This window comes from Agrobacterium sp. 22-214-1 (genome assembly GCF_053522465.1).
The window spans coordinates 330,721-353,843 of the sequence record NZ_JBNWCK010000003.1 but is presented as its reverse complement, the minus strand read 5'-3'; the positions used below and the strand labels follow the sequence as shown (position 1 = coordinate 353,843).

The window sequence follows — 23,123 nt, the reverse complement described above, 5'->3', positions numbered from 1 at the left end:
AAAGATCGATTTTCTCACATAACGTTTTTTGCGACGGCGTCCGGAAATATTTGATTCGACAGGAATGGACTGCAAGGTGTGGAGTATCGATTGACCGAAGGCTGCGGGTTGCTGGAAAAGGCTTGCAGGGCCGTGGCCGCCCTGGACCTGCCCGCGTGCATCAAGGACAGCGAACTTCGTTATATCGCGGTCAATTCCGCCTATGCCCGGGTCATGGGGCGTCCGTCCGGGGCATTCAAGGGACACACCAGCCTTTCCCTTTCCGCCGATATTCGCGATGCCGAGCGTGAGGACAGGGAGCGCCGTTCGCTGGTCTTCGCTACGGATGAGATGATTGCCTGCCATGGTGGGGGCGCGTCCGGGCCATACACGCTTCGCTGCGAACGTTTCACCGGTGACGACGGCAATCTGTTCCTGTTCGAAGCGTTCGAGGACATGCCGTCCGCCACCGCGGAGGTTTTTCCGCAAGCCGACAGCGCTTCGGACCTGCTGTTCGGCAGCGGCGTGATCGATCTCGTCGATGCGGGTATCGTGATCTATGACCGCGAAAACCGGCTGGTCTACTGCAATACCCGCTTCAGGGAATTCTACAGCGCGCTCGGTGTCGACCTGAAGGCCGGCGTCCCGCTCGAGACGCTGATGAGGGCGATTTATTTTTCGAGCGGCTACCGCGATGCGAAGGACGGTGATCCGGCGTTCGAAGGGTGGATGCAGGAGCAGCTGCGGGATTTTTCCCTGCCCTATCTCGAAAGGGTGGAGCAGTTTGCCGATGGCCGCTGGGTGCGCATGGTCAACAAGCGGCTGGAAAACGGCATGCTGGTGGGGCTGCGGGTGGATGTCACCGAGTTCAAGGCGCATGAGACGCTTCTGAGCACGCAGATCCGCGAGACCTGGCTTCTGCGCGCCGCGCTTGAGCAATTGCCGGTCGGCGTGTTCCTGCGGGATCAGGACAGGCGGCTGACCTTTGCCAATGGGCCTATGAGAAATTTCTGAGCGGCAGCCTCGCCGACCATATCGGCAAGACCGAATGCGAGATGTTTCCGGAGGAAGGCCCGCAGTTCCAGCGGGAAAACGAGCATATTCTGCGAACCGGGGAAGCCATTGAAAAGACCGGAAGCGTTCCGCTTGCGGATGGCCGCGCCATTCCTGTCATCACAAGGCTCGGCCGGGTCGCGACGCCAGACGACGACTATTATCTGGTGGGCTCGGTCACCGATGCCAGCCTGCTGCAGGACCGGGAAAAGGCGCTGATCGCCGCGCAGGCCGAGGCTGAGGCGCTGCACCGCCAGCTCGAAGCGGTTCTGCATGCCCTGCCGGTGGGCGTGCTGCTGCTCAGCGCCGATCTCATCATCGAATATGTCAATCCGTTCTTTTATGAGGTCTGGGGCGAGATCGGCGGCGAGAAGTCGCTTGTCGGCAAAAGTTATCGCGAATTCATGGAGATGAATTTCGACAGCGGCCTTTATGACTATGGCGACAGGCCTTTCGATGAGGTCTATGGCGAGCGGGTGCAGCGGCTTCTGAAGGAGGAGGTCTTTGCGCCCCGCGAGGTGCGCAGCAAAAGCGGCAAGGTCACGGTTATTTCGAAAACCCGGCTCGAAGGCGGGAAAATCCTCAGCACCTATGCCGACGTCACCGATGTGCGTATGCGCGACGTTGAGATCAGCAAGGCGAAGGCCGAACTGGAGCGGGTCGGCGAATATATGCAGGGCGCTACGCGCGCCATGGCGCAGGGGCTGGTGCTGGTCGAGCAGGGCACCATCATCATGTCCAACGAGGCGATGGCGCGCATGTTCGACGTGCCGCCGCATCTTCTGGAAAAAGGCTGCAACTGGTCGGGTTTCTTCGCCCATTGCGCCGGGCGCGGCGATTTCGGCACGGCCGGGGAGGCTGCGGAGACGCTGCGCGCCTGGAGGGAGAATATCGCCGCCAACCGGCCGTTTTCCTGGCTCATCCATGTCGCCGGCAAAAGCTGGCTCAATCTGGAGGCCACCAACAGTTCCGGCAATTACTGGCTCATCATCGTCACCGATGTGACCGAGATGAAGCTGCGTGAAGAGGAATTGCAGCGGCTACTTTCACGCGCGGAAGCGGCGGATCGGGCCAAATCGGAATTCCTCGCCAATATGAGCCATGAAATCCGCACGCCGATGAACGGCGTTCTCGGCATGGCGGAGCTTCTGGCCAAATCCAATCTCGATACGCGCCAGAAGACCTTCACCGATATCATCGTCAAATCCGGCAATGCGCTTCTGACGATCATCAACGACATTCTCGATTTCTCGAAGATCGAGGCCGGGCAGATGAGGCTGCGCAGCGTGCCCTTCGATCCGGCGGAGGCGGTCGAGGATGTGGTGTCGCTGCTGTCCTCGGCGGCGCTTGAAAAGGACATAGAGCTGATCGTCCGGATCGATGCTTCTGTCTTCGGCAAGGTTATCGGCGATGCTGGTCGCTTTCGCCAGATCGTCACCAATATCGTTGGAAACGCCGTCAAGTTCACCGAAATGGGGCATGTGCTGGTCGAGCTTTCGGCACGTTCGGCGGAAGCCTCCGAGGCCATTCTGTCGCTGCGTGTCGAAGACAGCGGCATCGGCATTCCGGCCGACAAGCTCGAAACCATCTTCGACAAGTTCAGCCAGGTCGACGGCTCCGCCACGCGCCGGCACGAGGGAACGGGGCTGGGGCTGGCGATCACGGTCGGTCTCGTCGGCCTGTTCGACGGCGCGATCAAGGTCGTCAGCGATGTCGGCAGGGGATCGACCTTCGAGGTCAATATTCCGTTTCAGGTGACCGAGAGACAGCGCGACCTCCCGCTTCTTTCCGTGGCGATAGACGATATCCGCGTGCTCGTCATCGACGATAACGACGTCAATCGCCGCATCCTGACGGAGCAGTTGCGCAGTTGGGGCATAGACGGCCACGCGGTGGAGGATGGGCCTTCCGGCATCGCCGTGCTTGAGGAGGCGGCGTCGCTCGGTTTTTCCATCGACGCCATCGTTCTCGATTATCATATGCCTGTCATGAACGGGCTGGATGTGGTGGAGCGGATCCGAGCGGATGTGCGCTTTGACGACATTGCCATTGTTTTCCTGACCTCCATGGATGTCATCGGCGACGAGACGCTGTTCACCGATCTCAATGTGCAGGCGCATCTGATGAAGCCGGCGCGGGCGCGGCTCCTGCGCTCCACGCTATTCGATGTGGTGCGCGATGTGCGGCTGAAACGCGCCCGGCAAACTCCGGCCCCGCGTGAAGGTCTCGGTGATGGCGCCGTCCGGCCGGAAAAAGGCTCCGCCGAAAGAAAGCAGCGCGATGCCGCATCGACGGCGGTGCCGGCGCGGCATCGGCCCAGCCTTGTCGATGTGCTGGTGGCCGAGGACAATGACGTCAATCAGATTGTCTTTACCCAGATATTGCAGCAGGCGGGTCTGCGCTTTCTGATCGTCGGCAATGGCAAGAAAGCCGTGCAGGCGTGGCAGGAGAACAATCCCGCCATCATCCTGATGGATGTCTCGATGCCGGTCATGAATGGACATCAGGCGACGCAGGCCATCCGCGCCGCGGAACGGACCGCCGCCGACGGCCGGCATGTGCCGATCATCGGCGTTACCGCCCATACGCAGGAGGCGGATCGGGAACTATGCCTTGAGGCGGGCATGGACGATTATCTGTCGAAGCCCATCAGCCCGGAAACGCTCGAAGACAAGATCGCGCAATGGCTGGGCGAAAACATGCCGCGCCGCGACGTGCCGGGCGTGTGACTTTTCGACAGAAACATTGCTGTGCTTCGCGTCAGCCGAAGGGTTTGGTCCCGCAGAGCATTTCCCGCTTTCCGGCAAAACCTTTCCGGCGCTCCAGTTCAAAACCGGCGGCGATGAGGTTGCGGCGAACGAAGCCGGCGGCGGCATAGGTGGCGAATGTGCCGCCCGGCGCCGTCTTTGCGAAAAGCGCCTGCATGATTTCCAGCGACCACATGTCCGGATTGCGCGCGGGTGCGAAGCCATCGAGAAACCAGGCGTCGAAACTTTCCTCGCTTGCGGAAATGCCGGCGAGCGCTTCGCCGCAAACCACTGTCAGGCGCGTTTCGTCATCGAGCTGGATTTCGACCCGTCCTTTCGGCTCGGCGGGCCAGAGGGCGGTGAGCGCCTTGCGTTCAGCATCCACTTCCGGCCAGCGGGAAAGCGCCCGGTCGATTTCCTCCGCCTTCATCGGGTAGAGTTCGAAGGAGATGAAATGCAGCGTGGAGCGGCCGTTGCGCATCTCTTTCCGCATCTCTTTCCATTGGCGCCATGTCTCGCAGAGGTTAAGCCCGGTGCCGAAGCCCAGTTCGCCGATGCGGAAGGCGCCCTCCCGTTCGAGCCAACGTTCTGGCAGGCCGTTTCCGGAGAGGAAGACATGGCCGCATTCCAGCCGGCCATCCGTCTGGCAATAAAAATGGTCGTCAAAGGCCAGTGAATAGGGCATATCCCCGTCACGCCAGTCGAGCGCGGTGGGGGTTTCCCCGGCCGGTGAACCGGCCGCTGCGCCGGTCTCTGTGATATTTTCGTTGGAATGTTTCATGGCTAAAGCCGATAATCCCGCTTTCGAACAGGGTCAATCTCCAAGATTGCCGGCTTCCGTGCCGCTTCTCATCGTCGGCGGCGGCATCATGGGGCTGTGGGCCGCCGTCAAGGCGGAGCGGCTCGGCATCGATACATTGCTGGTGGAGGCGGATCGCCCCGGCGGCGGCGCCAGCGGCGGGCTTCTGGGCGCGTTGATGCCGCATATGCCGGACCGCTGGTCGGACAAGAAGCAGTTCCAGTTCGATGCCCTGGTTGCGCTGGAAAAAGAGATTGCCGGGCTGGAGGCGGAGACCGGGCTTTCAGCCGGCTATCGCCGCTCAGGCCGTATCATTCCGCTGCCGAGGCCGCATCTGCGCGCCATTGCCGAACGGCACGAACGGGATGCGCTGGAGAACTGGGTGTCGGGCGAGCGCCGGTTCCATTGGCGTGTCGGTGACAGGCCATCGGTTGCGGGCTGGGTGGATGATGCGGCGGGTGAGGCGGGTTTCGTGTTCGATACACTGGCGGCGCGGGTTTCGCCACGTGCGATGATTGCCCTTCTTTCGGCTTTTCTCGGCAAGGCGCGGCATGTGCGGCTGGCGGAAGGTTGCCGCGTTCTTTCGCTCGACGCGGATGCCGGGCGGGCGGTGCTGTCGTCGGGCGATGAGGTTTCCTTCGGCCATGTCATCGTCGCCAACGGCCATGATTCCTTCCCCCTGATCCGCGATGCCCTCGGCCTGGAGGCCGGCCTGACGCTGGGGCAGGCGGTGAAGGGGCAGGCAGCGCTTCTCGACGCGGCAGCCGACCCGGCGATGCCGGTCGTGTTTCTGAACGGTCTTTATATCGTACCGCATGAGGATGGCATGGTCGCGATCGGCAGTACCAGCGAAGATTGTTTTTCCGATCCCTTCAGTACGGATGAAAAGCTCGAAAAACTGCTTGCCGATGCGTCTGCCGTTGTTCCCTCGCTTATCCGCGCGCCGGTGCTGGAACGCTGGGCCGGGTTGCGCCCGAAGGCGGTGGGGAGGGACCCGATGGTGGGCACGATCCCCGGCCATCCGAAGCTCGTCGCGCTGACCGGCGGCTTCAAGGTCAGCTTCGGGCTTGCGCATTTTCTCGCCGATGCGGCGTTGCAGACCGTGTGCGGTCACACGCCTGTCATCCCCTCGGGCTTTCACCTTCAACAACACGTGAGTATTGCCGTCGCGGACTTTGGAAAGTTCTGATCAGGCCGCCCACGTCGTTAATCTGTCACGCAAATCACTTATCTGCTGGCCTGCAACGAGGCCGGTTTGTCCGCTTTTGCGGCGAGGTGACAGCGCATGCGATACGCCATTCATTTCACGCCTTCCCCCAATGACCCCCTGACGCAGGCGGCTGCCGCGTGGTTGGGGCGCGATGCCTATTCCGGTCAGGCGGTGGAGCCGCCGGGCATGATCGATCTCGGCATGCAGGAGATTTCCTACCATACGGCCCTGCCGCGCCGTTACGGTTTCCACGGCACGATCAAGGCTCCCTTCCGTCTTGCGGAGGGCCATTCCGAGGCCGCGCTTCTGCGTGACCTGATGTATTTTTCCGGCAGGCAGGAGCCCTTCACGCTGCCGCAACTGGTGGTGGCAAGGCAGGAGAATGTCTTCAGCCTCGTTCCCGAGCGGCCCTGCGAAGTGCTGCATTTTTTTGCAGCCCGGGTGGTACAGGAATTCGACCGTTACCGGGCGCCGCTCTCCGACGCGGAAATCGAGCGCGCGGATCCGGACCGGCTTTCGGCCTCGCAGCTCACCAATCTGCATCGCTGGGGCAGTCCGCATGTGATGGACGAGTTCCGGTTCCAGATGTCGCTGACCGGCGGTGTGGAAGCTTCCAGCAGCCAGAGGATAGAGCGGGCCGTCCGCAAGGTTTTCGAGCCGCTGCTGACCCGATCGCTGCAATTTTCCAGCCTTGCGCTTTTCATCGAGGATGAACCGGGCGCGCCTTTCCGGGTGCACTCGCTTCACCCCATGGGTCGTGTTTCCGCCCGGAAAATTGCCTGAAGACCACGTCGGCGCGATCGTATACAAAAAAGCATCGGAATGTCGGCAAGATTGATCTCGACATTCCGGATGCGGATGCTACCGTTCGGATATCGCATATCTGAAGCGTCTGTTGCGCCCCTTCCGGGTCATCGCGCTTCGGAGGTCTGTTTTATGTCTCCCGAAATCGGTTTCCGCCTTGGGAGAGATGTTCTGGGTGGCTGCATGATTTCCGAAAACTACTCCCGCAATCTGGTGGGCTATGGCCGCAATGTTCCCGATCCGAAATGGCCGGGCGGCGCGCGCATCGCCGTGCAATTCGTCATCAATTACGAGGAGGGCGGCGAGAGCTGCATTCTCGACAATGACAAGGCGTCGGAATCGCTGCTGTCGGAAATCGTCGGCGCCCAGCCCTGGCCCGGCCAGCGCAACCTGAACATGGAATCGATCTATGAATATGGCTCGCGCGCCGGCTTCTGGCGGCTGTGGCGCATGTTCACCGGTCTTGGCGTCACCACCACCGTTTATGGCGTGACCGCCGCCATGGCCCGTAACCCGGAAGCCGTTGCGGCGATGAAGGAAGCGGGATGGGAAATCGCCAGCCATGGTTATCGCTGGCTGGAATACAAGGATTTTTCCGAAGAAGAAGAGCGCAAGCATATAGTCGAAGCCGTGCGTCTGCACACGGAGGTTACCGGCGAGCGTCCCTATGGAATGTATCAGGGCAAGCCTTCGGACAATACGCTGCGCCTTGTCATGGAAGAGGGCGGTTTCCTTTATTCTTCGGATTCCTATGCCGACGATCTGCCCTATTGGGTGAAGGGTGCGAAGGACGAGCCTTTCCTGATCATTCCCTATACGCTTGAAACCAACGATATGCGTTTCGCCACGCCGCAGGGCTTCAATTCCGGCGACCAGTTCTTCACCTATCTGAAGGATGCTTTCGATGTGCTTTATCAGGAAGGCGTCGAGGGCGCGCCGAAGATGATGAGCGTCGGCCTGCATTGCCGTCTTGTCGGCCGTCCCGGCCGCGCCGCAGCCCTTCGCCGTTTCATCGAATATGTGCTCGGCCATGAGAAAGTGTGGATCCCGCAGCGCATCGAGATCGCCCGTCACTGGCATGAACATCACAAGCCGGAGGTGCTTTGATGGTGACGCGTGAGGACTTTGTCAGCCGTTTCGGCGGCGTGTTCGAACATTCGCCCTTCATTGCCGAACGGGCCTATGACGCCGGCGGAGCTGGCCTGGAACTGACGGCGAAGGCGGTTCACGCCGTGCTTTGTGCGCAGTTTCGCGCGGCTTCCGAGGCGGAAAGGCTCGGCGTATTGCGGGCGCATCCCGATCTTGCCGGCAAGCTGGCGATTGCGGGCGAGTTGACGGCCGACAGCCGCAACGAACAGGCCGGTGCGGGACTGGACCGGCTTACCCCCGAAGAGCACGCCCGTTTTACCGCGTTGAACGGCGCCTATACCGAAAAATTCGGTTTTCCCTTCATCATCGCGGTCAAAGGGCTGAACAGACACGATATTCTCTCCGCCTTCGAGACGCGCATCGGCAACGGTGCAGCCGAAGAATTTGAGACGGCGACGGCGCAGGTGGAGAAGATCGCCTGGCTGCGCCTTTCCGCGATGTTGCCGGAAGGCTGAATTGGCGAGTGGTGGCCGTTCTGCTAGAATCACGCCGTCTGGAGATCGAGAGCATGAGACCTTCCGAGGTACTGGAAAAGAACAGGGAAGCGATCCGCGAAGCGACGAAACGCTTCAACGCGGCAAACCCGCGCGTGTTCGGCTCTGTCGCCCGCGGCGAGGACCGGCCGGACAGCGATCTCGACATTCTGGTGGATGCGCTGCCGGGGGCAACTTTGTTCGATCTGGGCGGCCTGTTGGAAGAGCTATCGGCCATCATGCGCGGCACGGAAATTCATCTGCTGACGCCGGGGGACTTTCCCGAGCGCGTCCGTGTGAAGGTTCTGCAGGAAGCGAAGCCTGTATGAGCGTCGAGCGGCTGCACGTTTATCTTCAGGATATCAGGCAAGTTGCTTCGGAAACCATCGACTTCGTTCGACTGAAAACGAAGGATGAATTTTTGGCTGATCTCGTCCGCCAACGGGCGGTCGCGATGAACCTTCTGATTATCGGCGAAACGACCGCGCGGATAATGGAAGAGTTCCCCGCTTTTGTGGCGGATTTTCCCGATATTCCGTGGGTCAAGATGCGCGGAATGCGAAACAGGATGGCGCACGGTTATATGAGCATCAATCTTGAAACGGTCTGGGATACGACACAGACGGCCATACCGGACCTTCTGGACAAACTCTCTCTTCTGCGAAACTGGCATGCCCAAGGTGAATGACATTTGACTGATTTTCTCGACATAAAACCTCTCACCAAAGAGGCTTTCGCATCCTTCGGTGATGTGATCGAAACGACACCCTCTTCCATGCGGCATATCAATGGCGGCCAGACCGAGCGGCATCATGCGCTTGCAGCTCCGGAGGCGGCGGGTGAGGGCGCGCGTGTCATCCTCAATATTTTCCGCGGGCAGCCGCGCGCCTTTCCGCATGAAATCGAAATGATGGAGCGGCATCCGCTCGGTAGCCAGAGTTTTTCGCCGCTTTCCGGCCGGCCCTTCCTCGTGGTCGTCGCCGATGACGACGGCGGCCGGCCCGGCCGGCCGCAGGTGTTTCTGGCGCGGGGCGATCAGGGCGTGAATTACCGCCGCAATGTCTGGCATTATCCGCTGATGCCATTGCAGGCGGTTTCGGATTTTCTGGTTGCCGACCGCGATGGGCCGGGTAACAATCTGGAAGAGTATTTTTTCGATAAGCCCTATATGATCGCGGAGCCCAAGCCATGACCGGTTTGACCACCCATGTCCTCGATGCCGCTCAGGGCACGCCCGCCGAAGGGCTGACGATCGAGCTCTACCGGCTCTCCGGCGATCGCCGCGAGAAGCTGAAGACGGTGCAGACCAATAGCGACGGCCGTGTCGATGGCGGGCCGCTGCTTGCCGGCGACAGTTTCAAGGTGGGTCAATACGAGCTGGTTTTCCATGCCGGCGATTATCTGCGCGGCAAGGGTGTGGCGCTGCCGGAGCCGGCCTTTCTCGATATTATCCCGATCCGTTTCGGCATTGCCGATGAGAGCGGCCACTACCATGTGCCGCTTCTGCTTTCGCCCTATAGCTATTCCACCTATCGAGGAAGCTGATTGCCATGATCTTTGCCGCCATTGCCGATATTCACGGAAACTGCGCAGCACTCGAAGCCGTGCTGGAGGATATCGCGAGGCTTGGCATCAAGGACATCGTCAATCTCGGCGATTGTTTCAGCGGCCCGCTGGAAGCGGGGTTTACCGGCGATGTGCTTGTTAGCAACTGGATACCCAGCATTCGCGGCAATCATGACCGGGAACTGATCGACCGTGCCCCGGAGGAGATGGGGAGCTGGGAGAGGCCGGCGCATGCGCAGCTGAGCGCCGCCCATCTGGACTGGCTGCAAACCCTGCCATTCAGCATGGTGTTCAAGGATGTCGCTTATTGCTGCCATGGCTCGCCGCGCGACGATCTGGAATATTGGCTGGAAACGCTGTCGCCGGAAGGCGTTCTGAAATTGCGGCCGCTGGCCGAAATCGAAGCCATGGCGGAAGGCATCACGCAGCCGCTGATGCTGTGTGGCCATACCCATATTCCCCGCACCGTGCAGCTTTCCGACGGCCGGCTGATCGTCAATCCCGGCAGCGTCGGCTGCCCCGGCTGGAAGGACGACACGCCTTTCGACCATCACGTCGAGGCCGGCCACCCGCTTGCCACCTATGCCGTGCTGGAAGAGACCGGGCGCGGCTGGCAGGTCTATTTCCGCAACATCCGTTACGACAATATGGCCATGGCCGAGATGGCGAAGGTCAACGGCATCCCGCATCTGGCCGAAGCCTTGGCCGGCGGCTGGCTCAAGCGCTGATCCTCACCCCTCGCTGGTCATCACCACGCAGGAGTAAGATTGCGCCTTCAGTTCCTTACAGGCGGAAACCGCCGAAGACTGGTCTTCGAAGCCGGTGAAACGGGCGCGGTAGAGAGTTGCCGAGCCGCTCTGCACGGCTTCGGTGTAGGGAGCGATCCCGGCATAATTTCCGGCGATGTTGGAGCGGGCATTGGCGAGCAGCGAGCGGGCGGCGGCTTCGCTGTCGGTGGCGGCGATCTGCACTTCCCAGCGGCTTCTTTGGCCGGCGGAGGCTGCCGCGGGAGCCGGCCGCGGGATGGCCGAAATCTGCATCATGTCGGCCATCTGGTTATTCGCCGTGGCGATCTGCATGGCGACCGGATCCTGGCGGCGCTCAGCGAACATCGGCAATGGTACGGAGGCGGGCGGTACTGAGGCGGTGGGCGCGGCTGCGGGCGTCACAGCAAAGGTGCGGCTGACATTGGCGCTGGCGACGAGCTGTTCGGTGTTGCGGCTTCGCGATGCCTGCGGCATGGCCTTGTCCAGAAGGGCGGCCATCTGCGCATCGCGGCTGCGCGCGGTCTTGCCGCCCAGCACGACGCCGACGACGCGGCGACCATTGTGATTGACGGCGCTGACGAGGTTGAAGCCGGAAGCATTGGTATAACCGGTCTTGATGCCGTCCATGCCCTGATAGCGATACATCAGATTGTTATGGCCGCGGACGCGTTTTCCCCGGAAGCTGAAGGATTCCATGGCGAAGAGGCCGTATTCCTTGGGAAAGTCGCGCTGCAGCGCCAGGCCGAGTTTCGCCATGTCGCGCGCCGTCGTCACCTGCGATTTGCTGGGCAGGCCGGAAGCGTTGCGGAACACCGTTTTCGTCATGCCGAGCTGGCGGGCCTTGCGGGTCATCATTTCGGCGAACCTTGCCTCGGAGCCGCCGAGATGATCGCCCATGCCTTCCGCCATGTCGTTGGCGGATTTGACGATCATGCCGTAGACCGCCTCGCGCACGGTGAAGGTCTGCCCCTGGCGCACATAAAGCTTCGAGGGGATAACGGCTGCACCGTTCTTGGACATCTTTATCTTCTGGTCCCAGCGAAGCCGGCCGGAATGCAGCGCCTCGAAGGTCATGTAGAGCGTCATCATCTTGGTGAGCGAGGCCGGGTGGTTCAGCACATCGGCATTGCGCGCGGCCAGAACCTTGCCGGTATTGGCATCCATGATGAAGTGGGCGTAACCGGCCTGCGCAGGCGATGTCTGCAATGAGAGGATCGCGCAAAAGAAGGCGAGTGCGAAGACCCATGCGCCCGCCATTCCCCGTTTGATCGTTCCCGACATAATCCACCCCTTTTGTTCGTCCGCCGCGATGAGCGAAGTTTTACTGACACTTTCCGGCAACAAAACCGCTAAAACTTTAGAGATCGCTTTCATGCTTAATTAAGTATGAATTTCAAGCCGGCGGCAGCCCTCACAATTTCCTTGCAAAGAAACCTACCGTCCGGTATGTTTTGAAACATGAAAAATGCACATGAACGGAAAAAGCAGCCTGAGATCGTTCGCCGCAGTCTTCTCGATTGCGCGGCGAAACTCGCTGCCGAGCAGGGTGTTGCAGCACTTTCCGTGCAGGCGGTTGCGGATGCCGCCGGGGTGACGAAGGGCGGGTTGTTTCATCATTTCGCCTCCAAGCAGGCTTTGCTGGAGGCAGTGATGGCGGACCTTCTTTCGGCGCTGGACGCGGAAATCGATGCGCTCATCTCACAGGATTGTGAAGCTTACGGATGCTTCACGAGGGCCTATGTAAACGCGGTTTTCGCCGATCGCGACCGGGAATCGGGCAGGCAATGGGCGGCGTTATCGGTGTCGATGGTCGGTGAACCGTCGCTCAGGCGCATGTGGACCAGCTGGTTCGAAGGGCGCCTCATCCGTCATAAGGAAACGGATGAGGGGGTGGTATTGGAACTCGTAAGGCTTGCGGCTGACGGCATCTGGTTTGCCGATCTTCTGGCCGATGACGGCAGGGCAGGTGGCGACAGGGCGGCTCTCAGAGCCCGGATGATCGCCCAGACGAAAAAGGAAATGGAACAATGAACGCGGCTATCTTCACCTACGGGGCGCTCGTCGCGGCCATTGTCTGCGAGGTCATCGCCACCTCGTTCCTGCAGCAGTCGCAGCAGTTCACCCGGCTTTTGCCGACGGTGCTGATGGCGCTGTTTTACGGTGCGGCCTTTTATCTGTTGTCGTTCACGCTGCGGGCGCTGCCGGTCGGCGTGGCCTATGCGATCTGGAGCGGGCTCGGCATCGTGCTGATTTCCGGCATCGGCTATTTCGTGTTCCGCCAGGCGCTGGATATCGCCGCCGTTGTCGGCCTCGGGTTTATCGTGACGGGGGTGGTGATCGTGAATGTCTTTTCGAAGACGGTGGGGCATTGAGACTGGCTGCTGAGGGCGCTCGCGAGGGCAACGTCCGCACGCCGTCACCCCGGACTTGGATACCGGGGTCCAGCGCGATCAAGTCCTTGATCGCAGAAGGGTCTTTTCACGGCGCAGACGCGCCGTGGCTGGATGCCGGTATCCAAGTCCGGCATGACGGCAGAGAATGCGGCTCCTGCATTTCCGGAGCGCCTTCTGCCTTGTCACCATCACGCCAGAACGCTGCGGTCCACATCCGTAATCAGCCGCTTGCCGCAAAGCGCCATGCTGACATCCATCTCCTTGCGGATGATCTCCAGCGCCGTCGTCACGCCCTGCTTGCCATCGGCACCGAGGCCATAAAGGAAGGGGCGGCCGATATAGGTGCCTTTAGCGCCGAGTGCGACGGCCTTCAGCACGTCCTGACCGGAGCGGATGCCGCCATCCATATGCACCTCGACCCTGTCGCCGACGGCATCGACGATCTTCGGTAACATGGCGATCGAGGAGTGCGCACCGTCGAGCTGGCGGCCGCCATGGTTGGAGACGATGATGGCATCGGCGCCGGTATCGAGCGAGGCGCGGGCATCTTCCTCGTCAAGGATGCCCTTGAGGATAAGCTTGCCGCCCCAGCGTTCCTTGATCCATTCGACATCCTTCCACGACAGGCGCGGATCGAACTGCTCCGCCGTCCAGGAGGAGAGCGAGGAGAGGTCGGAGACATTTTTGGCGTGGCCGACGATATTGCCGAAGCTGCGGCGCTTGGTGCGAGCCATGTCCATGCACCATTTCGGCCGGGTCGCCATCTGCCAGATATGTTTCGGGGTGAATTTCGGCGGTGCGGAGAGGCCGTTGCGCAGATCCTTGTGGCGCTGGCCGAGAATTTGCAGGTCGAGCGTCAGCACCAGCGCCGAGCAGCCGGCGGCCTTCGCCCGGTCGATGAGATTGTTGACGAAGTCCCGATCCTTCATCACGTAGAGCTGGAACCAAAAGGGTTTCGAGGTGACGGAAGCGACATCCTCGATGGAGCAGATGCTCATGGTGGAAAGCGTGAAAGGCACGCCGAATTCTTCGGCCGCTTTTGCGGCCAGCATTTCGCCATCGGCGTGCTGCATGCCGGTCAGGCCGGTGGGGGAGAGCGCGACCGGCATCGAAACCTTCTCGCCGACCATTTCGGTGGCAAGCGACCGGTCGGTCATATCCACCAGCACGCGCTGGCGCAGCTTTATCTTGGAAAAATCATCCTCATTGGCGCGGTAGGTGCCTTCCGTCCATGCGCCGCTATCGGCGTAGTCGAAAAACATTTTTGGCACGCGGCGCTGAGCCTGTTGCTTCAGGTCAGCTATGGTCAGGATTTTGCCCATGGATAAAGCCTTCACATTTGAATGATGGCTTCACATAACATGAATGGGACGGCTGCAACATCAAAATCGACTGGGTGGGTCACCAGAAAGCCCGCAAAAACAGCTCGGCTCCCAATAAAAGCAGGCAGATGAGGAACCAGCGCCGGAATGTGGCCGGGCTGACGATGTTACGGATCTTCTGGCCGAGCCACATGCCGAGAAGCGCGGGCAGCACGGCGAGTGCGGAAACCGACAGGTGCTCGACGCGGAAGGCGTCTTGAGAGGCTAGGCCGGCGGCAAGTGCAATGGTTGAAACGGTGAAGGAAAGGCCGAGCGCCTGGACGAGATCGTCGCGGTTGAAACCGAGCGACTGGATATAGGGCACGGCGGGCACGACGAAAATTCCGGTGCCGCCGGTCAAAAGGCCCGTTATCAGTCCCATGACGGGAGAGAGTTTTGGTTCCAGCCTTGCCGGAATCGAGACCGGTCTGGCAAGCAGGCTGTAGGCTGCGTAAGCCGCAAGGCACAGGCCGAGTGCCGAGGTGGCCCAGACGCCGGTGCCCGCCGTCATCAGCCGGATGCCGATGAGTGTGCCGACCGCGATGGCGATCATCATCGGCCACAGCCGCTTCACGATGGCCCGAAAATCAGGCCCCGCCAGCAATTGCCAGATATTGGTGATGAAGGAGGGCAGGATGAGCAGCCCTGCGGCAATGACCGGGGGCATGAAGAGGCCGAGCACGCCCATGGCGACAGTGGGCAGCCCCATGCCGGTCACGCCCTTGACGATGCCGGCAACGATGAAGGTCGCGAGGATCATGAGCAGGGTGGTTGTGTCTAAGTTCGGCACCGGGCACTCCAGAGGTCATTCGCATTTCGGCCGGGTGATGCCAGCCAGTCATTTGAAACGAGCGGGTGCGACACGGTTTCTTCTCCCCGCCGGGGAGAAGGTGGCCCGAAGGGTCGGATTAGGGGGCAACGTCGGTGATAAATCGAGAGCTGGCCCCCTCATCCCGCTGCCGCGGACTTCTCCCCGGCGGGGAGAAGAAACAAGCGGCACCCGCTCGATTTGATAGGCCACTGATACATGAGGCCATGAGCAAATGTTTCGGCCACAGCCGAACTATGCAAGCGTGCTCTTCATCGCCCTGCCGGCCACATAGGTCTCAACCACCGTGCGGTCGTCGCCCATGGTCAGCATCAGGAAGAGTTCTTCCGTCAGGCTGTTCACCACTTCCATTTTCAGCGCCATGGCGGGTGTTGAGGAAGCGTTCAGCACGGTGATGTCTGCGTCCGTGCCGGCCTCCAGCGTGCCGATGCGGTCGACCATCGAGAGGGCCTCGGCATTGCCGCGGGTCATCAGATACCAGCTTTCCAGCGGGTTGAGGCGCTCGCCCAGCAATTGCTGGATCTTGTAGGCCTCATCCATGGTGCGCAGCATGGAATAGCTCGATCCGCCGCCGATATCGGTCGCAACCGCGATCCGCACCGGCTTTTCGCGACGTTGCAGCTTTTTCATCGGGAACAGGCCGGAGCCGATGAAGAGGTTCGAGGTGGGGCAATGCACCGCGACCGCGCCGGTTTCCGAGAGCACGTCCGCCTCGCGCTCCGAGAGGTGGATGGCGTGGCCGAGCAGGGTCTTGTTGCCCATCAGTCCGTAGCGCACATAGATATCGGTATAGTCGGTCGCTTCCGGGTAGAGTTCGCAGGTATATTTGATCTCGTCGAGATTTTCCGAGAGATGCGTCTGGATGAAGAGATCGGGGAATTCCTGCGCCAGCGCCTGGGCGGCTTCCATCTGCTTCGGGGTGGAGGTGATGGCGAAGCGGGGGGTGATGGCGACGTGGTTGCGGCCCTTGCCGTGCCAGTCGGCGATGACCTGACGCGTCTCGTCATAGGAGGTTTCCGGCGTGTCCAGCAGGCCCTGCGGGGCGTTGCGGTCCATCATCACCTTGCCGCCCACCATCAGCATGTTGCGCTTCATGGCCTCAGTGAAGAAGGCGTCGGCGGAGGTCTTGTGCACGGAGCAATAAGCGGCGGCCGTGGTGGTGCCGTGGCGCAGCAACTCGTCGTAGAAATGCGTGGCGATGCGCTGGGCATGGGCGCTTTCGACGAAGCGGCATTCTTCCGGGAAAGTATAGGTGTTCAGCCATTCCAGCAGATTGGCGGCATAGGAGCCGATGACCTGCATCTGCGGGAAATGCAGGTGCATGTCGATCAGGCCCGGCACGATGAGATGCGGCCGGTGATCCTTTTCCTCGATGTCTTCGGGGGCCTGCTTGCGGATATCGGCGTAGTCGCCGATGGCGGCGATCCGGCCGTCTTCGATCAGCAGGCCTCCGTCTTCGATATAAAGGTAGCTTTGCGTATCGTCGATTGCGAGCGGCGCGCGGCGGAAGCTCAGCAGGCGGCCACGCAGCAGAACCATGCTCATTCAGTCTTTCCTTCGGCTTTTCCGGCCCCGGAAACCGCGCTTTCGTACCAGGCGGTCAGCACCTTGCGCTCATCCGGGGTGATGGCGGTGATGTTGCCGGGAGGCATGGCATGGCTGCGGCCGGCTTGCAAATAGATTTCGCGCGCATGGGCGGCGATCTGCTCGTCGGTTTCGAGCTTCACCGATTTCGGCGTGAAGGGCACGCCTTCCCACACCGGCTCGGCCGCATGGCACATGGAACAGCGGCCCTGAACCACATCGCGCGCTTTGGCGAAATGGGCGTCGGCGACGAATTGCTGCTGCATCGGCGAAAGGGTGGCGGCCTTCTGTTCCTCCTCGCCGGTCAGCACCTTCGGCACGGTGGAAAGCCACATGATGACGATGAAGATCAGCGCGGTCAGCAGCCAGGTCCATGTCGGCTTGCCCTTGCGGGCATGGGTGGTGTTGAACCAGTGGCGGATGGTGACGCCCATCAGGAAGACCAGCGCTGCGATGATCCAGTTGAACTGCGTCGCAAAGGCCAGCGGATAATGGTTCGACAGCATGAAGAAGATGACGGGCAGCGTCAGATAGTTGTTGTGCAGCGAGCGCTGCTTGGCGATGCGGCCATATTTCGGGTCCGGCGTGCGCCCGGCGATCAGGTCGGCCACGACGATCTTCTGGTTGGGAATGATGATGAAGAACACATTCGCCGACATGATGGTGGCGGTGAATGCACCGAGATGCAGGAAGGCGGCGCGGCCGGTGAAGACCTGCGTATAACCCCATGCCATCGCCACCAGCGCGACATAGAGCACGATCATCAGGCCCCAGGTATTGTTGCCGAGCGGCGATTTGCAGAGAAAATCGTAAAACAGCCAGCCGATGGCAAGCGAGGCGAGTGACAGACAGATGGCCTGGAACTGGGTGAGCGCCAGCACGGAATGATCGATGAGGAAGAGATCGGCGCCGCCATAATAAACGATGCAGAGCATGGCGAAGCCGGAAAGCCAGGTGACGTAGCTTTCCCATTTGAACCATGTCAGGTGCTCGGGCATCTGGGCAGGCGCGACCAGATATTTCTGGATGTGATAAAAGCCGCCGCCATGCACCTGCCATTCCTCGCCATAGGCCCCCGGCGGCAGATGCGGCCGTTTGACCAGCCCGAGATCGAGCGCGATGAAATAGAAGGACGAGCCGATCCAGGCGATGGCGGTGATGACGTGGAGCCAGCGGACGGCAAAGGCCATCCATTCCCACGCAATGGCATATTCGTACATGCGGTTCCCCTGATCCTTGTGCAGCGCACCTTGCGAGAAATTTGACCTTTAGGAAAGGGAAAAGCACAGGGTGGGAGGTGATTGTTCACAATCTGACGCCTTTGTGTCCGCAATCTCGTTTCAGTTCACCCGTGTATGTGGGTTGGCCCGGTAAAGTTGCAGCCGCTCATTCCTGTCGCATAGTTTGTGCTTAGCTGGCTAACGCGACTCAGCTATTATCCTTTGTGCAGTCTGCCGATGTGCTAAAATATAAGGCTGCGGAGTCCTGCGGGGCGCCTTGCCGGAAATCCATTCCGGTTTTACGCCGATGCGCAGGGCTTCCATGACATGTTTCGCTGGCGGTTCTTCCGAAAGCGGGCGCTGCGAACCCTGGGTGGGGGTAGATCAGGGGGCAGGTATCGCAGTTCCCGGCGCCGTTGTGTCCGGGTGGGTGTTGATGTGAAATTTGAATAAAGGGACGCAATGATCTTCCGGCAGCCGCCGTTGTTTCAACGGAGACCATGCCGATGCGCCTTGTTCTGACGGTCCTCTTCCTGCTTTTGGCGTTCAGCGCCACCGCGCTTGCCCATGAATCCCACAAGGGGTTCAAATATGAAAGCTATTGCTGCAATGGCGACGCCGAAACCGGCGACTGCCAGATGATTCCCACGCGCAGTGTTCGTGTCACGCCTGACGGTTACGAGGTCTCGCTCGCACCCGGCGATCACCGCATGGTCACGCGACGCCATGTCTTCAACTGGTCGCAGCGCGAAGCAAGACGATCCGAGGACGGCGAATATCATCTCTGTCTGTTTCCGGATGAGGACACGCCGCGCTGTTTTTATGCGCCGGACATGGGGTTTTGAGGCAGTTGCTGCGGCCGGCTTTCCTCGATCCGCTTCAATATCCAGTCGCGGAACAGCCTTATCTTGCGGATGTTCCTGCGGTTTTCGGGGTAGACCAGCCAATAGTTCTTGCCTTCGCTGCTGAGGTGCTCGAAGGGTTGATAAAGGCGGCCGAGCGCAATCTCATCGGCATAGAGTTCAGGGGTGAGCATGGCCACCCCCTGGCTGGCGATTGCGGCGGCGGCTTCGAAGGCCTGCACATTGAGGCGACTGCGGGGATAACGGTCGAGGCCCGGATTTTCAACACCCACTTCCCGAAACCATTGGCTCCACCAGATGTCGCCGGGATCGATGATGCGCAGGCGCAGCAGGTCTTCCGGCTTGTGCAATCCGCCGATGCTTTCGGCAAGGCCCGGATGCAGCATCGGCGTATAAACGCCGCGCAGCAATTGATGATAGATCAGCCCTTTGCCGTTATCTTTGCTCCAGCGAATGGCGACATCGCAGTCCGACTGGGAAAAATCGATCAAAGCGCTTGATGTGTCGAGCCGCACGGCAATCGAGGGATGTTCAAGCTGGAAAGCACCCAGATGCCGCGAAAGCCAGCGCGAGGCGAAGGTGGCGGTGGAATGGATTGTCAGGGTCGCGTCGGACGTATCGCGCACATTGTCGACGGCCTCCCGCAGATTGTTGAAGGCTTCCGCGACTTTCGGCGCGAGTTTCTGCCCGGCCTCGGTCAGCGAGACCTGCCGCGCCTTTCTGATGAAGAGCGGCTCGCCGATATTCTCCTCCAGCAGCTTCACCTGATAGCTCACCGCCGTCTGCGTCATGCCCAGCTCTTCGCCGGCCTTGGTGAAGCTCAGATGCCTTGCGGCAGCTTCGAACACCCGCAGGGCGTTCAGGGGAAACTGGCGGGACATTTTCATGGATAAGTTCTCTTTATGCCAATTGCCGAAGGTTTCATTGGTTTTTCTCCGGAAAACAGAGCATTTTTAGCTCAATTCATCAACTGAGCTTCTGATATTTTTGAATGGAGACGAACATGCGCACAGCACTCTTGCGCGCGTGGTCCCGCCTGCGTGCGGGCCTGCGGACAGCGGAACGGTTTACCCTTGAAAGCCTTGCACCGGACAATCTGGCGGATGAAAGCCTGCCGGACGGGCTCAGGCGTGATCTTGGCCTTGAGGATGGCCGTGTCGATTTTCGCTGCGACGGATTTCGGCAGCGGAAAATGCTTGCAACAACTCGGCTGCCACAAGGGCCGCTATGATCGCAGGCCGCTTGTCCCTGACGCTGTTGCCGCCGATGGGCAGGATGAGCTTTGCAAGGCGGGACATGGGCTCTCCTTCCCGCTCCAGCCAATGGGCGAAGGTGGCGCGTTTGGTCTTCGAGCCGATCATGCCGACATAGGCGAGATCGTCGCGGGCAAGCGCTTCCTTCGCGATGAGGAAATCGAGCGCGTGATCGTGGGTGACGATGATGGCAGCCCCGTTTGCCGGAATTTTCGCGACGAGCGCCTCCGGCATGGGGGTCAGCACGGATGCGATGTTCACTGGAAGATCGTGCAGTTCGTTTTCCCGCGTTTCCACCACTGTCAGCGTCAGGGGTAGCAGCGACAGCGCCTCGGCCAGTGCCTTGCCGACATGGCCCGCCCCGAAAATGAAGACGGAGGGCTGTTGCTCGGCCTCGCCCTTGAGTCTCGCCTCCAGCGCTGCCGCGATTTCCGAAGTTATCAGCCGGAACCGGAGCAGGGTGCGGCCGCCGCAGCACTGGCCGATTTCCGGGCCAAGCGGAATATCCATGCGGTCTTCGGTAGAACCGCTCCGCAGCATCGCCCGGGCGTGGTCCATGGCCATATATTCGAACTGTCCGCCGCCGATGGTTTCCCACAGGCCGTCTTGCGAGACCAGCATGAAGGTTCCTGCCTCACGCGGGGAGGACCCTTTCACGGCCTCGATTTCCACGAGGATCGTGGCTGGATATTGCGTGAGGAAGCTGGAGAGGGAAGTCATGGGTCTCCCCTCACACCTTCTTTAGCCGTTCCACCGCCATCAGAACACGCTCCGGCGTTGCCGGTGCATCGAGGCGCGGGCAGACCTTGTAGTCGGCGACGGAGGCGACGGCCATGGAGAGGGCTTCGAGAACCGAGATCGCCAGCATGAAGGGCGGTTCGCCCACGGCTTTTGAGCGGCCAATGGTGGGTTCGGCATTTTCCGCCCATTCCGCCAGCTTGACGTTAAAGCTCTTCGGCCGGTCGGAGGCGAGCGGAATCTTGTAGGTGGAGGGAGCATGGGTGCGCAGCCGTCCCTTGCCATCCCACCACAATTCTTCCGTCGTCAGCCAGCCCATGCCCTGCACGAAAGCGCCCTCGATCTGGCCGATATCGATGGCCGGGTTCAGCGACTTGCCGACATCGTGGAGGATATCGGTGCGTTCCATCAAGTATTCGCCGGTGAGCGTATCGATGGACACTTCCGAGCAGGCCGCGCCATAGGCGAAATAATAAAACGGCGTGCCGCGGCCGGCGGCGCGATCCCAGTGGATTTTCGGCGTCTTGTAAAAACCGGCGGCGGAAAGCTGCACGCGGGCGAAATAGGCCTTTTTGATGAAATCATTGAAGGCGATTTCCTCAAGGCCGATGCGCACCCGGTTCGGCAGGAAAACGACCTCCTCTTCGGGGACGTTCCAGTTCTCGGCGGCGAACTTGACTAGCCGCTCGCGGATCTGGCGGGCGGCGTCATAGGCCGCCATACCGTTGAGGTCGGTGCCGGAGGAGGCGGCGGTGGCCGACGTGTTCGGCACCTTGCCCGTTGTCGTGGCTGTGATCTTCACCCGGCCGATATCCACCTGGAAGGCATCGGCCACCACCTGCGCCACCTTGGTATAAAGGCCCTGGCCCATTTCTGTGCCGCTATGGTTCAGGTGGATGGAGCCATCATTATAGATATGCACCAGCGCGCCGGCCTGATTGAAGGCGGTCATGGTGAAGGAGATGCCGAATTTGACAGGGGTGAGCGCGATGCCCTTGCGGATGATCGGGCTCGTTTTGTTGAACTCGATGATCGCCTCGCGTCGCGCGCGATAGTCGCTGGAGGTTTCCAGCTCCTCGACGATGCGGGCGATGATGTTGTCCTCGATCTCCTGATGATAGGGCGTCGTGGTGCGGCCCGAGCCGGTCTCGCCGTAGAAATTCAGCTTGCGGATATCGAGCGGGTCCTTGCCCACCGCATAGGCGATTTCCTCGATGAAACGTTCCGCGCCCAGCATGCCCTGCGGGCCGCCGAAACCGCGAAAGGCGGTGTTGGAGACCGTGTGGGTTTTCAGCGGTCGCGAGGTGAGGTGCACATGCGGATAGAAATAGCTGGAATCCGCATGGAACAGCGCGCGATCCGTGACCGGACCGGAGAGATCGGAGGAAAAACCGCAGCGGGCGGCATAGGTGGCGTCGACGGCGTGGATACGGCCTTCCTCATCGAAGCCCAGTTCATAATCGACGCGGAAATCGTGGCGTTTGCCGGTGGCGCTCATATCCTCGTCGCGGTCCGGGCGGATTTTAACGGCCCGGTTCAGCTTCTTGGCGGCGATGGCGCAGAGGGCGGCGAACTGGTTGCCCTGCGTTTCCTTGCCGCCGAAACCGCCGCCCATGCGGCGCACCTGCACGGTGACGGCGTTGGACGGCACCTGCAATATGTGGCTGACGATATGCTGAATTTCGCTCGGATGCTGGGTGGAGCTCCATAGCGTCACCTCGTCATCCTCGCCCGGCACGGCCATGGCGATGTGGCTTTCGAGATAAAAATGCTCCTGTCCGCCGATCCGCATGGTGCCGGTAAGGCGGCGTGGTGCGACATCCATTTCCAGCTTGGCATCGCCACGCTTAAGCGTCATCGGATCGATGACCAGCGCGCCGCCATTTTCAATCGCCGTGTCGATATCGGTGAAATGCGGCAGGTCCTTATAGGTGATCTTCGCCTTGCGGGCCGCCTTTCTGGCGATATCGCGGGTTTCGGCAAAAACCGCGAAGATCGGCTGGCCGTGGAATTCCACCTTGGTTTCGGCAAGCAGCGGCTCGTCGTGACGGCTGCCGGAAGAGATGTCGTTTTCGCCGGGTACGTCCTTGGCAACCATGACCCAGAGCACGCCGGGTGTTTTTTCCACTTCCGAGAGGTCCATCGAGACGATTTCGGCATGTGCCCGGTCGGAAAGGCCGAGCGCGCCGTGGATCAGTCCAGCGGGTTCGGGAATATCGTCGATATATTCGGCGCTGCCCGTCACATGTTTATGGGCGGAATCGTGCCGGAGCGAAGTGTGCATCGGGCCATCGATTTCGGTCTTGGTCTTGTCGAAGCTTGTGGTGTCCATGGT

Annotated in this window: 21 protein-coding genes and 1 pseudogene; 13 read left to right on the top strand and 9 right to left on the bottom strand. The window is 60.7% G+C overall.

The genetic code is table 11. From position 1 onward, the window contains the following. The first annotated feature begins 90 nt into the window (after positions 1-90). A pseudogene (locus ACQZ5G_RS14650) lies at positions 91-3,761 on the top strand (response regulator). Positions 3,762-3,792: 31 nt separating this feature from the next. Here the strand turns inward: ACQZ5G_RS14650 and mnmD are convergent. Continuing rightward, positions 3,793-4,560: a tRNA (5-methylaminomethyl-2-thiouridine)(34)-methyltransferase MnmD gene (gene mnmD, locus ACQZ5G_RS14645; RefSeq protein ID WP_448736494.1), complete on the bottom strand. Its 768-nt coding sequence runs from the start codon at positions 4,558-4,560 to the stop codon at positions 3,793-3,795. Here mnmD and ACQZ5G_RS14640 point away from each other — a divergent pair. The 9 genes from ACQZ5G_RS14640 (at position 4,559) to ACQZ5G_RS14600 (ending at position 10,508) form a co-directional block, all read left to right on the top strand. Next, a complete protein-coding gene (locus tag ACQZ5G_RS14640) occupies positions 4,559-5,767 on the top strand; it encodes an NAD(P)/FAD-dependent oxidoreductase (RefSeq protein WP_448736495.1) in 1,209 nt (402 codons plus the stop codon). The genes mnmD and ACQZ5G_RS14640 overlap by 2 nt on opposite strands. A gap of 96 nt (positions 5,768-5,863) precedes the next feature. Continuing rightward, entirely contained in the window at positions 5,864-6,571 is a 708-nt protein-coding gene (locus ACQZ5G_RS14635; RefSeq protein WP_003524263.1) for a DUF1045 domain-containing protein, read from the top strand. A 204-nt stretch (positions 6,572-6,775) separates the two neighbouring features. Next, on the top strand, positions 6,776-7,699 hold the full coding sequence (gene puuE / locus ACQZ5G_RS14630; protein ID WP_003524262.1) for an allantoinase PuuE: 924 nt from the start codon (positions 6,776-6,778) through the stop codon (positions 7,697-7,699). Next, on the top strand, positions 7,699-8,196 hold the full coding sequence (gene uraD / locus ACQZ5G_RS14625; RefSeq protein ID WP_448736496.1) for a 2-oxo-4-hydroxy-4-carboxy-5-ureidoimidazoline decarboxylase: 498 nt from the start codon (positions 7,699-7,701) through the stop codon (positions 8,194-8,196). The genes puuE and uraD overlap by 1 nt, the downstream gene beginning before the upstream one ends. A gap of 53 nt (positions 8,197-8,249) precedes the next feature. After that, positions 8,250-8,543 carry a nucleotidyltransferase family protein gene (locus ACQZ5G_RS14620; RefSeq protein WP_003509513.1) on the top strand — a complete coding sequence of 98 codons (294 nt, stop codon included), beginning with the start codon at positions 8,250-8,252 and terminating at the stop codon, positions 8,541-8,543. Next, positions 8,540-8,902 carry a HepT-like ribonuclease domain-containing protein gene (locus ACQZ5G_RS14615; protein WP_448736497.1) on the top strand — a complete coding sequence of 121 codons (363 nt, stop codon included), beginning with the start codon at positions 8,540-8,542 and terminating at the stop codon, positions 8,900-8,902. The genes ACQZ5G_RS14620 and ACQZ5G_RS14615 overlap by 4 nt, the downstream gene beginning before the upstream one ends. Before the next feature lie 3 nt (positions 8,903-8,905). Beyond that, positions 8,906-9,406, top strand: coding sequence for an ureidoglycolate lyase (locus tag ACQZ5G_RS14610; protein WP_080856668.1), 501 nt, complete (start codon positions 8,906-8,908; stop codon positions 9,404-9,406). After that, positions 9,403-9,759: a hydroxyisourate hydrolase gene (gene uraH, locus ACQZ5G_RS14605; RefSeq protein ID WP_003524255.1), complete on the top strand. Its 357-nt coding sequence runs from the start codon at positions 9,403-9,405 to the stop codon at positions 9,757-9,759. Before ACQZ5G_RS14610 ends, uraH begins: the two co-directional genes overlap by 4 nt. A gap of 5 nt (positions 9,760-9,764) precedes the next feature. Beyond that, positions 9,765-10,508, top strand: a complete 744-nt coding sequence (locus ACQZ5G_RS14600; RefSeq protein ID WP_448736498.1) for a metallophosphoesterase family protein — start codon at positions 9,765-9,767, stop codon at positions 10,506-10,508. A 3-nt stretch (positions 10,509-10,511) separates the two neighbouring features. Here ACQZ5G_RS14600 and ACQZ5G_RS14595 read toward each other — a convergent pair whose 3' ends face one another. Beyond that, positions 10,512-11,804, bottom strand: a complete 1,293-nt coding sequence (locus tag ACQZ5G_RS14595) for a serine hydrolase (protein ID WP_448737052.1) — start codon at positions 11,802-11,804, stop codon at positions 10,512-10,514. A 201-nt stretch (positions 11,805-12,005) separates the two neighbouring features. Here ACQZ5G_RS14595 and ACQZ5G_RS14590 point away from each other — a divergent pair, with 201 nt between their 5' ends. After that, the gene (locus ACQZ5G_RS14590; protein ID WP_448736499.1) at positions 12,006-12,578 is read left to right on the top strand and encodes a TetR/AcrR family transcriptional regulator; all 573 of its coding nucleotides are present in this window, start codon (positions 12,006-12,008) and stop codon (positions 12,576-12,578) included. Beyond that, positions 12,575-12,919 carry a DMT family transporter gene (locus ACQZ5G_RS14585; protein WP_003524247.1) on the top strand — a complete coding sequence of 115 codons (345 nt, stop codon included), beginning with the start codon at positions 12,575-12,577 and terminating at the stop codon, positions 12,917-12,919. Before ACQZ5G_RS14590 ends, ACQZ5G_RS14585 begins: the two co-directional genes overlap by 4 nt. A 209-nt stretch (positions 12,920-13,128) precedes the next feature. Here the strand turns inward: ACQZ5G_RS14585 and ACQZ5G_RS14580 are convergent, their stop codons facing one another. The 4 genes from ACQZ5G_RS14580 to puuD form a co-directional block, all read right to left on the bottom strand. Then, positions 13,129-14,262, bottom strand: a complete 1,134-nt coding sequence (locus tag ACQZ5G_RS14580; RefSeq protein ID WP_059754267.1) for an alpha-hydroxy acid oxidase — start codon at positions 14,260-14,262, stop codon at positions 13,129-13,131. 79 nt (positions 14,263-14,341) lie between these two features. Continuing rightward, complete coding sequence (locus tag ACQZ5G_RS14575) at positions 14,342-15,061, bottom strand: sulfite exporter TauE/SafE family protein (RefSeq protein WP_448737053.1); 720 nt, start codon at positions 15,059-15,061, stop codon at positions 14,342-14,344. A 303-nt stretch (positions 15,062-15,364) separates the two neighbouring features. Further along, on the bottom strand, positions 15,365-16,675 hold the full coding sequence (gene guaD / locus ACQZ5G_RS14570) for a guanine deaminase (RefSeq protein ID WP_448736500.1): 1,311 nt from the start codon (positions 16,673-16,675) through the stop codon (positions 15,365-15,367). Further along, complete coding sequence (gene puuD / locus ACQZ5G_RS14565) at positions 16,672-17,934, bottom strand: urate hydroxylase PuuD (protein ID WP_080835594.1); 1,263 nt, start codon at positions 17,932-17,934, stop codon at positions 16,672-16,674. Before puuD ends, guaD begins: the two co-directional genes overlap by 4 nt. Before the next feature lie 506 nt (positions 17,935-18,440). Here puuD and ACQZ5G_RS14560 point away from each other — a divergent pair. Then, a complete protein-coding gene (locus ACQZ5G_RS14560; RefSeq protein ID WP_162936601.1) occupies positions 18,441-18,779 on the top strand; it encodes a hypothetical protein in 339 nt (112 codons plus the stop codon). On the opposite strand, the gene ACQZ5G_RS14555 is transcribed toward ACQZ5G_RS14560, so the two are convergent. The 3 genes from ACQZ5G_RS14555 to xdhB form a co-directional block, all read right to left on the bottom strand. Then, entirely contained in the window at positions 18,755-19,684 is a 930-nt protein-coding gene (locus ACQZ5G_RS14555) for a LysR substrate-binding domain-containing protein (RefSeq protein ID WP_020810938.1), read from the bottom strand. The two genes, ACQZ5G_RS14560 and ACQZ5G_RS14555, sit on opposite strands and share 25 nt — an antisense overlap. A gap of 237 nt (positions 19,685-19,921) precedes the next feature. After that, positions 19,922-20,770 carry a xanthine dehydrogenase accessory protein XdhC gene (gene xdhC, locus ACQZ5G_RS14550; RefSeq protein WP_448736501.1) on the bottom strand — a complete coding sequence of 283 codons (849 nt, stop codon included), beginning with the start codon at positions 20,768-20,770 and terminating at the stop codon, positions 19,922-19,924. Between the two features lie 10 nt (positions 20,771-20,780). Beyond that, complete coding sequence (gene xdhB / locus ACQZ5G_RS14545) at positions 20,781-23,120, bottom strand: xanthine dehydrogenase molybdopterin binding subunit (protein ID WP_448736502.1); 2,340 nt, start codon at positions 23,118-23,120, stop codon at positions 20,781-20,783. Between the last annotated feature and the right edge of the window lie 3 nt (positions 23,121-23,123).